General features: G+C 69.1%; 15 protein-coding genes and 1 pseudogene. 7 read left to right on the top strand and 9 right to left on the bottom strand.

What is annotated here, in order from left to right:
* Nucleotides 1–101: 101 nt before the first annotated feature.
* A complete protein-coding gene (locus ACP96_RS11905) occupies nt 102–404 on the bottom strand; it encodes a DUF7538 family protein (RefSeq protein WP_050026196.1) in 303 nt (100 codons plus the stop codon).
* Between the two features lie 103 nt (nt 405–507).
* Between ACP96_RS11905 and rnz the strand changes: the two genes are divergently transcribed.
* The 4 genes from rnz (at nt 508) to ACP96_RS11885 (ending at nt 3,483) form a co-directional block, all read left to right on the top strand.
* Complete coding sequence (gene rnz, locus ACP96_RS11900; RefSeq protein ID WP_050026191.1) at nt 508–1,440, top strand: ribonuclease Z; 933 nt, start codon at nt 508–510, stop codon at nt 1,438–1,440.
* Between the two features lie 150 nt (nt 1,441–1,590).
* Nucleotides 1,591–2,109: a DoxX family protein gene (locus tag ACP96_RS11895; RefSeq protein WP_050026193.1), complete on the top strand. Its 519-nt coding sequence runs from the start codon at nt 1,591–1,593 to the stop codon at nt 2,107–2,109.
* A 44-nt stretch (nt 2,110–2,153) separates the two neighbouring features.
* On the top strand, nt 2,154–2,573 hold the full coding sequence (locus tag ACP96_RS11890) for an HIT family protein (RefSeq protein ID WP_050026197.1): 420 nt from the start codon (nt 2,154–2,156) through the stop codon (nt 2,571–2,573).
* 97 nt (nt 2,574–2,670) lie between these two features.
* Nucleotides 2,671–3,483: a cell division inhibitor gene (locus tag ACP96_RS11885; RefSeq protein ID WP_050033462.1), complete on the top strand. Its 813-nt coding sequence runs from the start codon at nt 2,671–2,673 to the stop codon at nt 3,481–3,483.
* 49 nt (nt 3,484–3,532) lie between these two features.
* Here ACP96_RS11885 and ACP96_RS11880 read toward each other — a convergent pair whose 3' ends face one another.
* Nucleotides 3,533–4,090: a DUF7858 family protein gene (locus ACP96_RS11880; RefSeq protein ID WP_050033461.1), complete on the bottom strand. Its 558-nt coding sequence runs from the start codon at nt 4,088–4,090 to the stop codon at nt 3,533–3,535.
* A 163-nt stretch (nt 4,091–4,253) separates the two neighbouring features.
* Between ACP96_RS11880 and ACP96_RS11875 the strand changes: the two genes are divergently transcribed.
* The gene (locus ACP96_RS11875) at nt 4,254–5,282 is read left to right on the top strand and encodes a transcription initiation factor IIB (protein WP_050033460.1); all 1,029 of its coding nucleotides are present in this window, start codon (nt 4,254–4,256) and stop codon (nt 5,280–5,282) included.
* 428 nt (nt 5,283–5,710) lie between these two features.
* Here ACP96_RS11875 and ACP96_RS11870 read toward each other — a convergent pair whose 3' ends face one another.
* Nucleotides 5,711–6,559 carry an HFX_2341 family transcriptional regulator domain-containing protein gene (locus tag ACP96_RS11870; protein ID WP_050033459.1) on the bottom strand — a complete coding sequence of 283 codons (849 nt, stop codon included), beginning with the start codon at nt 6,557–6,559 and terminating at the stop codon, nt 5,711–5,713.
* A 172-nt stretch (nt 6,560–6,731) separates the two neighbouring features.
* Between ACP96_RS11870 and ACP96_RS11865 the strand changes: the two genes are divergently transcribed.
* Nucleotides 6,732–8,375 carry a GTPBP1 family GTP-binding protein gene (locus ACP96_RS11865; RefSeq protein WP_050033458.1) on the top strand — a complete coding sequence of 548 codons (1,644 nt, stop codon included), beginning with the start codon at nt 6,732–6,734 and terminating at the stop codon, nt 8,373–8,375.
* A 54-nt stretch (nt 8,376–8,429) separates the two neighbouring features.
* On the opposite strand, the gene ACP96_RS11860 is transcribed toward ACP96_RS11865, so the two are convergent.
* The 6 genes and pseudogenes from ACP96_RS11860 to ACP96_RS11835 form a co-directional block, all read right to left on the bottom strand.
* Nucleotides 8,430–8,996: a DUF7529 family protein gene (locus tag ACP96_RS11860; RefSeq protein ID WP_050027162.1), complete on the bottom strand. Its 567-nt coding sequence runs from the start codon at nt 8,994–8,996 to the stop codon at nt 8,430–8,432.
* Between the two features lie 48 nt (nt 8,997–9,044).
* Nucleotides 9,045–9,449, bottom strand: coding sequence for a DUF7555 family protein (locus tag ACP96_RS11855; protein ID WP_050033457.1), 405 nt, complete (start codon nt 9,447–9,449; stop codon nt 9,045–9,047).
* Between the two features lie 2 nt (nt 9,450–9,451).
* Nucleotides 9,452–10,816: an ABC transporter ATP-binding protein gene (locus ACP96_RS11850; RefSeq protein ID WP_050033456.1), complete on the bottom strand. Its 1,365-nt coding sequence runs from the start codon at nt 10,814–10,816 to the stop codon at nt 9,452–9,454.
* The gene (locus tag ACP96_RS11845) at nt 10,813–12,174 is read right to left on the bottom strand and encodes an ABC transporter ATP-binding protein (protein WP_050033455.1); all 1,362 of its coding nucleotides are present in this window, start codon (nt 12,172–12,174) and stop codon (nt 10,813–10,815) included. Before ACP96_RS11845 ends, ACP96_RS11850 begins: the two co-directional genes overlap by 4 nt.
* Nucleotides 12,174–13,151: pseudogene (locus tag ACP96_RS11840) on the bottom strand (ABC transporter permease); the annotation flags it as partial. The gene ACP96_RS11845 and the pseudogene ACP96_RS11840, both read right to left, overlap by 1 nt.
* 50 nt (nt 13,152–13,201) lie before the next feature.
* Nucleotides 13,202–14,482: an IS200/IS605 family transposase gene (locus ACP96_RS11835; RefSeq protein WP_050023096.1), complete on the bottom strand. Its 1,281-nt coding sequence runs from the start codon at nt 14,480–14,482 to the stop codon at nt 13,202–13,204.
* Nucleotides 14,483–14,535: 53 nt separating this feature from the next.
* Between ACP96_RS11835 and ACP96_RS19250 the strand changes: the two genes are divergently transcribed.
* Nucleotides 14,536–14,673 carry a hypothetical protein gene (locus ACP96_RS19250; RefSeq protein ID WP_013440500.1) on the top strand — a complete coding sequence of 46 codons (138 nt, stop codon included), beginning with the start codon at nt 14,536–14,538 and terminating at the stop codon, nt 14,671–14,673.
* Nucleotides 14,674–14,755: the final 82 nt, after the last annotated feature.

Genomic DNA, 14,755 nt, shown 5'->3' with positions numbered 1-14,755 from the left:
TCCTATCGTATCGGGCGGCAAATGGGTTTCCTTCGAACCGGGATACACCGGCGGAAATCACCGGTAACGGGCGCTAGAACGGGGGATCGGGGGACACGCGATCAGACGTCGCGGCGCTCCAGATCCGGGTCGGCGCCAGCGGCGTCGAGGTCCTCGCGGATGCGTCGCCGGAGCGGGTCCGGGATCCGCTCGCGGGGAACGGGGGCGGCCGTGGCGGCGCTCGCGTCCGGTTCGGCGGCCGCGTCGGAACCGGCGGCCGGAACCGTCCAGTAGAGGACGCGCTCGGCGTCCGCGTAGAACTCCACCGCGAACCGGTCGCCCCCGCCGTCGTAGTGGACGCGCGCCGCGTCGCCCTCGGCGCGCCACCCCTCCTGTTCGACCAGCGCGGCGATCGAGTCGTGCACGGTCCAGTTCGGGCCGGCGGACACATGTCGGTGTCGCTGGCGAGCCGTGGCGACCGGCGGCGTCATCGATACCGGTTTACAAACGCCGCTCCGACACTCGTGTATGTCCCTTCGCGTCACCTTCCTCGGGACGGGCGGCGCCGTCCCGACCACCGAGCGCGCGCCGAGCGCACTGTTCGTCAACCGCGAGGGCGACCGCCTGCTGTTCGACTGCGGCGAGGGCACGCAGCGCGGCATGATGCGGTTCGGCACCGGGTTCGGGATCGACCACCTATTCGTCTCGCACCTCCACGGCGACCACGTCCTCGGGATCCCCGGACTGGTCCAGACGCTCGGCTTCAACGACCGAGCGGACCCGCTGACGATCCACTGCCCGCCGGGGACCGCTGACGACCTCCACGATCTCGTACACGCGGTCGGCCACGACCCCGCGTTCGAGATCCGGATCGACGAGGTCGCACCCGGCGCGGTCGCGCTCGACGCCGACGGCTACGAGGTCCGTGCGTTCGAGACGGTCCACCGGACCGTCTCGCAGGGGTACGTGCTGGAAGAGGACGACCGCCCCGGGCGGTTCGACCGCCCGAAGGCGGAGGAGCTCGGCGTCCCGGTCGGCCCGAAGTTCGGGCGGCTCCACGAGGGCGAACCGGTCGAGGCCGAGGACGGGTCGACCGTCGAGCCCGATCAGGTGGTCGGGCCGCCGCGACCCGGTCGGAAGTTCGTCTACACCGCCGACACCCGCCCGCGGGAGAAAACGGTCGAGACCGCGGAAGACGCCGACCTGCTCGTCCACGACGCCACCTTCGCCGACGACATGGAAGACCGCGCCCGCGACACCGCCCACTCGACCGGCCGGGAGGCCGGCTCGGTCGCCGACCGCGCCGATGCGAAACGGCTCGCGCTGGTGCACGTCTCCTCGCGGTACGCCGCGGACGCCTCGCCGATCCTGCGGGACGCCCGGGAGGCGTTCGACGGCGAGTGTCTCCTCCCCGACGACGGCGACCTGATCGAGGTGCCGTTCCCCGACGCCGAGGCGTGACACCTGCACTGCGGCCCGGCGCTCCGACGAGGTGACGGCCGCGAACGGTCCGGGTCGAGAATCAGTCACGAACGAATCTCATAATTTCGCGGTATCAGCGCCCCCATCGAGGGTTTTTGCGTCTCTGGCCCGAAGGAGCCACGAGCGATCATGTCGACACCACAGACCGCCGACGGCGACTCGACGGACTCGGACGGGCTCAGTGCGGCCCGAGAGCGGTTCGACCGCGTCGACCGCGAGATCACGCGGCGGATGGACCGGTTCGGAATCCCGGCGCTCCGGGTCGCGCTCGGGGTTGTCTTCGTCTGGTTCGGCGGGCTGAAGGTGATCGGCGGGAGCCCGGCGGCGGAGCTCGTCGCCGCGACGGTGTACGTGGTGCCGGCGGAGGTGTTCGTCCCGATTCTGGGCGTCTGGGAGGTCCTCATCGGACTGTGCCTGCTGTACCGGCCGCTGATCCGGGTCGGGATTCTGCTCCTGTTCCTTCAGATGCCGGGGACATTCCTCCCGGTCGTGTTGCTCCCGGAGGTCGTGTTCGCCACGTTCCCCCACGAGCTGACCGTCGAGGGGCAGTACATCGTGAAGAACCTCGTGATCATCGGAGCCGCGCTCGTCGTCGGCGGGACCGTCCGCGGGGACGAGGACGGAGACGGGAACGAGGGTGAGGAGTAACGCCCCGGGAAACCTTGATGAGTCGCCGCGACGACACCTCGCGTATGTCCGCAGACTGCATCTTCTGTTCGATCGTCGACGGCGACATCCCGGCCCGGACCGTCCACGAGACCGATAGCGTGCTGGCGTTCCTCGACGCTAACCCGCTCGCGCGCGGCCATACCCTCGTGATCCCGAAGGCGCACGCCCAACACGTTGGGGACCTCAACGACGAACTCGCGAGCGACCTCTTCGCGGCCGTGACGGAGCTCACGCCGCGCGTCCAGTCGGTCGTCGGCGCCGACGGCGCCAACGTCGGGATCAACGACGGCGAGGCGGCCGGCCAAGAGGTCCCGCACGTCCACGTCCACATCATCCCACGGTTCGAGGGCGACGGCGGCGCGCCCCTCCACGCGGTCGGCGGCGACCGGCCCGACCTCTCCGACGACGAGGTGGACGCCGTCGCCGAAGCGATCGCCGAGTAGCGGTCGGGGGGCGAGCCGGCCGCGACGGACTGACCGGTCGCCGCTCGGCGACCGGCGTGCGACAGGGTTAACAGCGAAACCCCGAGTAGCCGAGCGCATGCAGGCGACGACGCTCGCGCTCGTCGGGGCGACCGGCGGCGCGGGGACGACGCGAACCGCGGTCGAACTGGCGGCGCTCGGCGCGCGCGACGGTCGCGACGTGGCCGTCGTCGACGCCGCGTTCACGACGCAGGGGCTCTCCGAGTACGTGTCGGGCCGGATCGGAACCGACCTCACGACACTCGTGACCGACGAGACCGGCGCGTCGCTGTCGGCGGCGACGTACCCGATCGCTGTGGGAGACGGACACACGGGGAGCGCCGGCTCCGGCGACGGCGGCGACGCTCCGGACCTCCCCGGCCGCGCCGACGCGCTCCCCGCTCGCGCGCCCTTCGAGCGCGTCGCGCGGGCGAAGACCGCGGAGGCGGCCCGGAAGCTCGAACGCCGGATCGACGAGGCCGCGACGAGCTACGACGCCGTGATCGTCGACGCCGCGCCGGTCGGCTCGAACGAGGCGGTCGCGGGAGTCACGACCGCCGACCGGACGGCGGCGGTGTTCCCGGCGACGACGCACGGACGCGACGCCCTCCAGCGGCTCCGCGGCCGCGTCGCCGACGTGGGTGCCGGACTGGACCGGTCGATCGCGGTGGCGCGGAGCGGCAGCGGGAAAGGTGCCGCCGGAGGCGACACCGAGGACGGCGCGAGCGTTCGTCTCCCCTCGACCGATCCCGCAGTCGCCGGCGCGCCGACGGCGGTGACGGGGGACGGGCCATATGCGAGCGCCGTCGCGGCGGCGTTCGAGGACGCCTTCGACACGACGGTCGAGGTCGAGTTCGAGGAGCCGGGTCTGGTCGATCGGTTGACGCCCTGAGCGAAAGCGAGGAAGAGCGAAGAAAAGCGAGCCGAAGAGGGCGAGCCGCTCAGCGAAGCCCGTCGGGCGACCCGAGCGCACCGCCGAGTGCATCGTCGTCGCCGCCGGTGGAACCGGCCGAGCCGGCGGATCCGGCGGAATCGCCGCCGCCGAGCGGGGCTGAACCGGCGACGTGGGCGTCGACCGCCTCGGCGATCGCGGAGGGCGAATCGTGCGTCTCGACGTACGTCGCCAGCGCGAAGTCCGCCTCGTCGCCGCCGGCGAGCGCGACCGCCTCGCTGCGCGCGATCCGGCCGTCTAACCAGTCGCGGACCACGTCGCGGCGGGTCGTCGCGAGCGGACAGACGCCCTCGACGCCGCAGCGGTGGAGGGCCTTCGCGCCCGTCATCGGCGTCACGCCGGCCTCGCGGGCGGCGTCGCCGACGCTCCGCCCGGCGGTGTAGGCGTCGACGAGCGTCGCCGTCGCCTCCGGCGTGCACGGGAGGTCGTCCGCGTGCTCCGCGAGTCGATCGACGAGCGGGGTCTCCGTGTCGTCCGCGACGGCGACACCCCGGTCGCGCTGGCTCGCGGTCACTTCGAGGCCGTCCGCGATCTCCGACAGCGTCATGCGAACCGATGGTGGGCTCGGTAGGTTAAAACCACCGTACTGCGGCGTGGTAAAGCCGGAGAGCACCGATCGGTTATCGGTCGGTTCGAGCGCGCCGATCCCGCCGATCGGCCCCGATTTCTCCCGGGTTTAAGTAAGGTATCGGGCCCGAGTTCGACGTGTGATGAGTGAGGCACGCTCGACCCGGACCCGTTCGCCCCGCGCCGAAACCGACGACGCCGCGACCGCGGACCGCGCCGCCGGTACTGACTGCGCTACGACCGCGGACCGCGCCGCGACCGTCGACGCCGGTGAGACCGCGGCTACCACCGAGACCGCGGCCACCGACGAGGCCGCCGCCCACGAGACCTGTCCGGAGTGCGGCGGTCGGACGCGCGTCGACGCCGCGGAGCGCGTCTGTACCGACTGCGGGCTCGTCGTCGAGGCCGACCGGATCGACCACGGTCCCGAGTGGCGGTCGTTCGACGACGACGACACGAACCCCAAGCGCACCGGCGCCCCGTTGACGCGCTCGCGGCACGACCGCGGGCTCTCGACGGAGATCGGCCGCTCGACGAAGGTCAAGGGCCGCAAGCGCCGGCGGCTCGCCAGGATGCGGACCCAGCACAACCGCGCGCGGATCTCGACGAAGCGCGACCGCAACAAGGTGTACGCGTACACCGAAATCCGACGGCTCACCGGCGTCTTCGGGCTGCCCGACAGCGTCCGTGACGCCGCCTGCGCGCTGTTCGACTCCGCGCAGGACGAGAGCCTGCTCCGGGGGCGCTCGCTGGAGGGATTCGCGGCCGCGTGCGTGTACGTCGCCTGCCGCACCGCCGACGTGGCCCGCACCGTCGGCGAGATCTGCGCCGAGGCGAAGGCGACCGAGGCCGAACACCGAGCCGCCTTCGACGCGATGAACCGCGAGCTCGGCCTGCCGATCGCGCCGACCGGCCCCGCCGAGTACCTGCCGCGGTTCGCGAGCGACCTCGACTGCGACGCCGGCGTGGAGCACCGCGCCGGCGAGCTAGCCGAGCGCGCCGTCGAGGAGGGGATCGCGAACGGCCGCAACCCGGTCGGCGTCGCCGCCGCCTGCCTGTACGCCGCGGCCCGCGAGCTGGACGCGGAGTGCACCCAGCAGGAGGCCGCCGACGCCGCCGACGTGACGCCCGTGACCGTCCGCCGCACGTACGTCGATCTGACCGAGGAGTGAGTCGAGAGACCGAGAGGGACGCCGCCCGGGAGTGAACCGGCAGACGGACGTGACCGTGGACGCGATCGGAGCGATCGTCGCCTTCTGTGCCGCGAGCGATATGCGTCGAGCGCGTGACCGCGATCGTGAACGCCAGCGGGAGCTATCGATCGTTCAGAAACGGGAACGACGGCGAAGCCGCCGTTTCGTGACGGTCCGCGGGGCGGTCGCGGCGGCGTCAGCGGGGACCGCCGCCGGGGGGAGACCGGCGACGGCCGGTGGGCGAGAGGGAGGGCAGAGGGTGGAGGGCAGGGAGGGCACCGCGACCGCCCGGCGGGCGTCACGCACTCGAATCGAGGGGTGTTTGCCGTTTCTACGTTAGCCGTGTATAGTCCGGATAGGCCGAACAATCCGATCAGCCCCGACGAACCGCGTCGCGCGTACCGCGCTCACTCCTCGCCGAGCTTGTGCTGGAACGCGAAGAAGACCCGGCGGCCGGTTTCCGTGAGTCGGACGGTGTCGGAACGCCCCACGTCCTCCAACTCGACGTAGCCGCGGTCGCGGAGCGGCGAGAGCACGTGCGTCTCCAGCGCGCGGTACTTCGCCGTCCGACTCGCGCCCGCCTCGCGGAGGAACGAGAGGTCGCGCTCGCGGGCCCACTCGATCAGGTTCCACTTGTCGGTTGTCACGTTGTCGTCGTCGCGCTCGCGGAGCCGGCCGAGCACCGCGACCTGATCGGCCGTCGGCGCGTCCATCGGGTATAAGGGGAGGTCGACGGTGCGCTCGACGCCCTCGGTGAGCGGCTCCTCGCGCACGTCGTGACGGTGGCGCTCGGGTTCGACGCTGTAGGGGCGGGCGCCAACGATCATACACGCCATCGCGACGCCGACCGCCGCGATCCGCGGGCCGGTCGAGACGTTGGCGAACAGGCGGTCGCCGTTGTCCTCGCCGGCGCCGTGGCGGGCCGCGACCGTCGTCGTCACGCCGAGCACGTCGTACACGTCGGCGAGTTCGACGGGGAGCGCGCGGACCGACGCGAACTCGGCGGCCGCGGCCCACGCGTCGCGCTGGTAGTCGGTGAGTCGGTCGAGGTCGACCCGGGTGTCCGCCGGGTCTTCGGCCCCGGCCGTCTCGAAGTCGACGGCGCCGCGAGGGGCCTCGCGGCCGGGGACGTCCGCGAGCAGGTACACCACGTCCGCGCCGTGGCGGCGGAGGGGCTCGACGATCCGGTCGCGCTCGTGGCCGAGCGGCGCGACGTGAACGCGCCGTTCGGCGACGCTGGGGACCGATGTGTCCATACACCCGTTCCTTCCGGTGATCGCTTAAAAGGTGCGTCGCGGGTCCGCGGGCGGGACGAGCGGGAGCGGTCCGGATCGCTCCCGCCCGCTCCCCATCGCTCGGTACCGATCACGTGACGTGGGGACTTATCGCACGAAAACCGTTAAGCCCGGCTGTCGCCTACGAGCGGGTATGAGCGCTGACCGGTCCGCCCTCCGGCGGGCCATCGAGCGCGGCGAACGGGACAGCGGCGAAATCGAGTTCAAGGAGCGGCTGACACGCGAGGTCCACTTAGCGGAGGGGCGGATGGAGTCGCTCGTGGCCCAGCTCCGCCACCGCGTGCTCTCCGGCGACGGCGAGGCCACCTACGTCCTCGGTGTCACCGACGACGGCGGCCTGGCCGGAATCTCGCCCGACGCCTTCTCCGAGACGATGGACGTGCTCTCGCTTCTGGCCGACGAGGCGGACGCCCACATCGCCGACGTGGAGACGTGGAGCGCCGGGACCGCCGGAAACGGCAGTTCGGAGGGGCTCGTCGGCCTCGCCACTCTCCGCGACGGCGGGATGTTCGAGACGGACGACGACCACCTCGTGATCGGCACGGCCGGCCACGTCGACCACGGGAAGTCGACGCTCGTCGGTACCCTCGTCACCGGTCGAGCCGACGACGGACAGGGCGGCACGCGCGGCTTCCTCGACGTCCAGCCTCACGAGGTCGAGCGGGGGCTCTCCGCGGATCTCTCGTACGCCGTCTACGGCTTCGAGGACGACGGCGACGAACCGGTTCGGATGGACAACCCGCACCGCAAGTCCGACCGCGCGCGGATCGTCGAGGAGGCCGATCGCTTGGTCTCGTTCGTCGACACCGTCGGCCACGAGCCGTGGCTCCGGACGACGATCCGCGGGCTGGTCGGCCAGAAGCTCGACTACGGGCTCCTCGTCGTCGCCGCCGACGACGGGCCGACGAAGACGACACGCGAGCACCTCGGGATCCTGCTCGCGACCGAGCTGCCGACGGTCGTCGCGATCACGAAGGCGGACGCCGTGAGCGGCGAGCGGCTCGCCGAGGTCGAGCGCGAGGTGGAGTCGATGCTCCGAGACGTCGGTCAGACCCCGCTCCTCGTCGACCGCCACGGCATCGACACGGCGGTCGCGGAGGTGGGCGACGGGGTCGTCCCCCTGCTCCGAACCAGCGCGGTGACGAAGGAGGGAATCGAAACCCTCGACCGGCTGTTCGAGACGCTCCCGAAGCGGGCGACGCCGGAGCGCGCGGAGTTTCGGCTGTACGTCGACCGGAGCTACAAGGTGACCGGCGTCGGCGCGGTGGCGTCCGGCACGGTCAACTCCGGCACCGTGGAGGCCGGCGACGAGCTCCTCTTGGGGCCGATGGCCGACGGCTCCTTCCGCGAGGTCGAAGTCAGGTCGATCGAGATGCACTACCACCGGGTCGACAAGGCGACCGCGGGCCGGATCGTCGGCATCGCGTTGAAGGGCGTCGACGAGTCGGAGATCGAGCGCGGAATGGCCTTGGTGCCCCGCGGGAGCGACCCCCAACCAGTCCGCGAGTTCGAGGCCGAGGTGATGGTGTTGAACCACCCGACGCGGATACAGGACGGGTACGAGCCGGTCGTCCACGTCGAGACGGTCTCCGAGGCGGCCGTCTTCTCGCCCGAGGGCGGGCGGCTCCTCCCCGGCGACACCGGGCGGACGACGGTCCGGTTCAAGTTCCGTCCATACCTGATCGAGGAGGGTCAGCGGTTCGTCTTCAGGGAGGGGTCGAGCAAGGGGGTCGGGACCGTGCGAGACATCGAGGAGACCGACGACCGAGAGGAGTGAGACGGGCGCGAAGAGCGAGATAGGCGAGCGCCGTCGCGCCGGTCTTCGGTCGCGTCAGGCGTCGCCGTCGTCGGTCACGTCGTCGATGCCGGTGGTGCTCGTGACGTTGTCCTTGTTCGGGGGGGCGACGAGGGGTTGGAACTCCTCGTACCGGAAGCGGCCGAGAATCTCCCCGGAGATCGTCTTGAAGTGACTGTACAGCGCGCCCTCGTCGAGGGCGGACTGCGTCATCCCCTCGGACATCGTCATGTCGTACTTACACGGGACGAAGATCGACCGCTTCCCGTCCGGGTCGATGAGCTCGATGGCGACGTACATTACCCCGTCGATGGCGTCCCCGTACACGAGGTACTCGGTGTACGCCTCCTCGTCGTAGGCGTCGACGAACGCGTCGGCGTAGTTGTTCGGGACCACGTGTATCAGCCCGAACCGATCGTGGTCCTTCATATCCTTGCTGACCGTGTCGGTGTGGGGGACCATGACGACGGTCGCCTCCCAGCCGTCCTCGCGGCGGTCCTCGGCGAGCAGATCGGTCTCTTCGAGCGTCTGCTCCCACGCGGTGATGTGCTCCTCCCCGAACCGCTGGCGCTGACGGACGAGGGCGTCCTCCTCGGGGTCCATTACTGTGTGTGACTGGTCACGGGAGGAAGATAACTCTTTTCGAGCCGTTCAGGCGACGCCGAACGCCGTCTCCATCAAAAGCGATCCCGCAAGGGTCACGACGCCCGCGAGGAACACCTTCCCGGCGACGCGAACCCGCTCCGGCGGCGCCGGGAGCCGGAGCCACCGGAGCGGCGGGATCCCGCGAACGAGCCCTTCGAGGCGCGTCCCCCGCGCGCTCACCGAGGGGCCCTCGAGGTCGTCGACGGAGGTGGGCCACAGCCGCACCGTGGCGTAGCCGACGAGGAGCCAGCCGGCGACGAACGTCAGGATCTTCCCCCGGACGAACCCTCCGCCGGTGGCGAGCGCGAGCGCCAGCGCGCCGAGCGTCACGGCGCCGGCCACCGCGAGCGCGTACGCGAGCGCGTCGGCCCACGCACGGGCGCGTCTCGAGAGCCGCCGAGAAACATCCATGGCTAGCTGCGGTCGTCGATCACGGCGGCCGTCTCCCGGTGCTCGTCGGCGTGGCGGTGACAGTAGCTCAGGCGGCCGCTGTCGCTCACCTCGTAGTACGCGGGCTCGACGGGATCGTCGCCGCCGTCCGGGTCGACGCCGTCACAGGCGCTCCCGAACTCGGCGTTGAGCCGGTCGAGCGCCTCCCGTTCCTCGTGGTCGCCCGCGGCGTCGGTGACCTCGGCGAGGACGCGCTCGACCCGGGCCGGCACCGAGAGGTCGCCGAACAGCTCGTCGTACGTCTCGTCGATCGTGGCGAAGCGGGTCTCCAGGCCGAACCGCTCGCGGACCCGCTCCCGGATCGAGCGGTCGGCGCGCATGCGCTCGCGGATGATCTCGCGGAGTCCGTTGATCCCGTCCCAGACCTCGTCGTCGAGGTTCTCGTGCTCGTCGGGGCGGATGCGTGCCGGGCACCGCGTGCTGAACGGACAGCCCGTCGGCGGGTACCGCGGGTTCGGCGGCGTCCCGTGGAGCGTGATCCGGTCGCGGCTCGCGGTGGGGTCCGGCTTGGGAATCGCCGAGAGGAGCGCGTGGGTGTACGGGTTCGCCGGATCGGTGAACAGCTCCTCGGTCGGCCCGATCTCCATGATGTTGCCGAGGTACATCACCGCGACCCGGTCGCAGATGTGCCGGACGACCGAGAGGTCGTGGGCGATGAACAGGTACGTGAGGTCGAACTCCTCCTGAAGCTCTTCGAGGAGGTTGATGATCTCCGCCTGCACCGAGACGTCGAGCGCGCTCACCGGCTCGTCGAGCACGATGAACTCGGGGTTCAACGCGAGCGTCCGGGCGATGCCGATCCGCTGGCGCTGTCCGCCCGAGAACTGGTGCGGGTACCGGTAGTAGTGCTCGGGCGAGAGCCCCACCTCGTCGAGCAGGGACTTGACGCGCTTCCGGCGATCGGCGGGCGTCTTCCAGTCGTGAACGTCGAGCGGCTCGCGGATGATCTCGCCGATCGTCATCCGGTCGTTCAGGCTGGAGTCGGGGTCCTGAAACACCATCTGGGCGTTCTGACGCCACTCGTAGAGCTGGTCGCCGCGCAGCGCCGTGATGTCGGTGCCGTCGAAGAGGACCTCGCCGTCCGTCGCCTCCTCGAGCCGGATGAGCGTCCGGCCGAGGGTGGTCTTCCCGCACCCGGACTCGCCGACGAGCCCGAGCGTCTCGCCCCGCCGGATGTCGAAGCTGACGCCGTCGACCGCCTTGACCGGGCGGTCGTCGAACAGGCCGCCGCCCTCGTAGTACGTCTTCAGATCCCGCACCTGTACCATCGTGTCGGGCGCGGTGTTCCCCTCGTCGTCCGGCGTCGTCGGAGCTGTGTGCTGGCTCATTCTCGATCACCTCGTCGGTCTCGCCCCCGGTGACGCGCGACGGCCTCCTCGGTCGGAACGTCGTCGGGGTACAGCAGGCACGCGGCCGTGTGGTCCTCGCTCTCCTCGTCGACCGGGGTCGGAACGGGGTGGACCGCCTCGCACTCGTCGAACGCCTTCGGGCACCGGGGCGCGAACCGGCAGTACGTCGCCGGCTCGTTCGGCGTCGGGACGCTGCCGTCGATCGTCGACAGCTTGTCGCCGACCTGTCCGCCGGGGATCGAGTCGAGGAGCCCGTTGGTGTACGGGTGTTTCGGGTCCGCGAACAGCGGCTCCACGTCGGCGGACTCGACGATTTCGCCGGCGTACATCACGTTGACCCGGTCGGAGACGTCGGCGATCACGCCCATGTCGTGGGTGATGAACATCACCGCCACGTCCCGCGACTCCTGAATCTCCGCGATCAGGTCCAAGATCTGTGCCTGGATCGTCACGTCGAGCGCGGTGGTCGGCTCGTCGCAGATCAGCATGTCGGGCTCGCACGCCAGCGCCATCGCGATGACGGCGCGCTGGCGCATCCCGCCGGAGAACTGGTGCGGGTACTCGTTGACCCGGCGGCGGGCGTCCGGGATCCCGACCGCTTCGAGCAGCTCCGCGGCCTCCTGCGTCGCCGCTCTCCCGGAGAGCCCCTGATGAAGCTCCAGCGCCTCCTCGATCTGGTTGCCGACCGTGTAGACGGGGTTGAGGCTGGTCAGCGGGTCCTGAAACACCATCGCGATCCGGCCGCCGCGCATCTTGCGCTGGGCCTCGCCGGAGAGGCGAGTGATCTCGACGAACCCGTCGCGGATCGACTCCGGCGAGCCGGCGTCGCCGTCGAGGACGAAGACGCACTCGTCGCCGTCCGTGATCCCGACCTCGTCGGTGTAGCCGGCCGCGGCCACGTCGACCACCGGCACGTCGGCGGGGTCGGCGTAGCCGAACTCACCCGGCGTGGCGTCGGTCTCTCCGAACACCTCGGCGGGGTCGTACCGGGCGTCGAGCTCCTCGACCGCGACCGTCCGCTTCGGGAACGTCCCGGCGAACTCGCGGACCGCGTCGAGGTCGCGGTAGCGGACGCTGCTCCCGCGGAGCACGCGCCCGGGCGACTCGATCAGCCCCATCAGCGAGCGGGCCGTGACGCTCTTTCCGCTCCCGCTCTCGCCGACGATGCCGACCGTCTGGCCGGAGTCGATCTGGAAGTCGATCCCGTCGACGGCGCGGATCGTCTCCTTGTCGGTGAAGAAGGCGGTCTGGAGGTTCCGAACGTCGATGAGCGGATCGTCGTTCCGGCTCTCCTCGGTCGCCGCGGCCGCGGCCGCGGACCGCTCGTCGGCGGCCATCACGCACCACCCCCGGTGGCGGCGGCCTCGCTCTCGTCCACGTCGGCCTCCGGATCGATCGCGTCGCGGATCGCGTCACCGAGCGCGTTGAACGCGATGACGACCAAGACGATCGCGATCCCGGGAATGGTCGCGACGTGCCACGAGGACGTGGAGACGTACGACTGCCCGCCGTCGATGAGCCGTCCCCACTCGGGGGTCGGCGGATTGATTCCGAGCCCGAGGAACGTCAGCGCGGCGGTCGAGATGATCACGCCGCCGATCAGCAGCGATCCGTAGATCAGGATGTAGCCGGCGATATAGGGTGCCATGTGTTTTCGCATCGTCTGGAAGGGCGTCTGGCCGTAGCTCTTCGCGGCGTCGACCCACTCCTGTTCAGACACCTGCAGCGAGGGGCCACGTATCGAGCGCCACATCCCCGGCCAGTAGGCCAACGCGAAGATCAGCGCCAACAGGAGTCCGCCGTCGAGCGGTTGCGCGATCGGATGGTTCGCCTCTTGGAAGACGACTGAGACGAGCATGATGAGGAGCAGCGCCGGGACGGCCTGGATGGTGTCGCTGGCCATCACCGTCGCGATGTCGGTGATCCCCTTGTAGTACGACGACAGGAGCGAGAGGACGACCGCGATGAGCGCTCCGAGCCCGATCGCCGTTGTCGCGATGGCGAGCGACGTTCGGGCGCCGTGCGAGAGGTGTGTCATCATGTCTTGCCCTCTGTTCGTCGTTCCCAAGGGCGCCCACCTGTCGTAGTCGTCGTAGCTCATCGGTCCGATCGTGGTCTGGCCGTCGGAGCGGCTCTGAAGGTTCGCGAAGACGTGTGTGGTCGAGGTGACCTCCCCGTCCTCGGAGAGGTACTCGAACTCGTGGGCGTTCGGCTCGTAGATGTTGTGCTGCGCCTCGACCGGGCTCACCGCCGGCGCCCAGAGGGCCATCACGACGAACACGAAGACGATGGCGAAGCCGAACAGCCCCCAATGACATCCTCCTCGCCGTGAACGGCGAGGTTTCCTCACGCTGGGGGTATCGCTTACCGACCCACGGAGGCAACTTGCGGGTTCGTATGCTCCTCGTTGAGAGCTGAGCGTGGTGACTCTGACCAGTCGTGGTCGTCCCACTTGAGGCATACAGGCCGTGCCATCGACCGTGTTACCGTCGTCTGCCGTCGAAGGAACGTCTCTGACGCTGTGAGGTCGGCGTGGCCTTCGAATCCACACGGACACGTCAGCGTGTCACGGTGGCGCGTCGTGTCCTCCGTCGAACCGCAGTTCGGACACTCCTGACTCGTCCACGCTTCAGACCGTACCTCCACCGATATGCCGTATTCTTCGGCGGTACACGCCAGTCGCTTCACGAACGCTCTAAACGCCCAGAAGTTGTGCGTCTTGGCGTTCGTCTCAACTGACCAGTGTGTGTCGAGTACGTCAGTTAATGCCCCGACGTACACTGTTGAAACGCCTTCGTCGTACAGGCGTTCGATGAGGTCACGGGCAAGCGCGTCTTGGGCGTGGTCACGTCGCTTGGTTCGTTGGTCGTACAGGCGTCGGATGCGGTGACTACTGTATCGACCTTCCTCCAAGAGCGATTGGAGCCGAGCGATCTCTCGCGTTGTTTCACGGAATCTATCGAACAGATCACGTCCTTCGTACAGAAGTTGCTGGCCGGTCGTGGTTGTGCAGGCGACGAGGTTGTTCGCACCGATGTCCAGAGCGGCTTCTTCCGAAGCCAGTGGTTGTGCCAGTCGAGAATGATTTTCGCTAATTGTGACTGGCTGAAAGGCCCTGAACGATTGTGCTTGCTCGTCGTAGAACAACTCCAACCGACCCTGCTTCTCGTACTCCTGCCAGCTGGGGTCGCCTCGAACTTCGAGTCGGAGGCGTTCACGGTGTCCAAGCCCGTACTCGTCTTTCAGGTCTTTGCCGACGAGGATTTCGAGGCGGGAATATTCGCCCCACTCGACCGAGTACGACGTGTTGCGGATGTACGTGCGGAGTTCCCGGCCTTCGTCTGCGTTTCCCCAAAATCCGGGTTTGCCGTTGGCTTCGCCCTTTTCCTTGAGCGCGAAGAACGACTTCCACGCTTCGCGGTTCTTCCGTTCGATTTGCTGAACCGTGGATGCGCCGAGTGTTCCGCTATAGCGACCGCGATACTCGCTGATGTCCCACACGTCGGCGTCGGGATCGGCATAGTTCTCGCGGCGTTCGTAGTTAATTTCGTTCCAGAGAGCGGCAGAAGCGTCCAACAGGCGTCGAAGCAACTCCTCGTCCTCGTCGGACTGCGGAATCACCTCGAACGTGTTGGCTCGCTTCATCAACTACTGATTTCATCGGAATACACATAAAGATGTAGTTTGTGTGTTACTACATGGTCGAAGTTCGCATCGAGTTCGATGACGACGAACAGTACGAGCGGTTGAAGGAACTGAAGAAGCACCGTGGGTTGACGTGGAAGGGGTTGCTCCTCGAAGGCGAGAAGAAAGTCAGGGAAGATACCCCGGAGTAAGCATCGAATGTGGTTTGTGAAATGTAGTGTCGGATTCACGCCCGCCGTAAACGGCGGGACTCTCTCCTTGAATTAGGTAGTT

It is taken from the genome of Halorubrum halophilum (assembly GCF_000739595.1).
Taxonomy (GTDB): domain Archaea; phylum Halobacteriota; class Halobacteria; order Halobacteriales; family Haloferacaceae; genus Halorubrum; species Halorubrum halophilum.
This window is presented reverse-complemented; position numbering and strand designations above follow the sequence as displayed.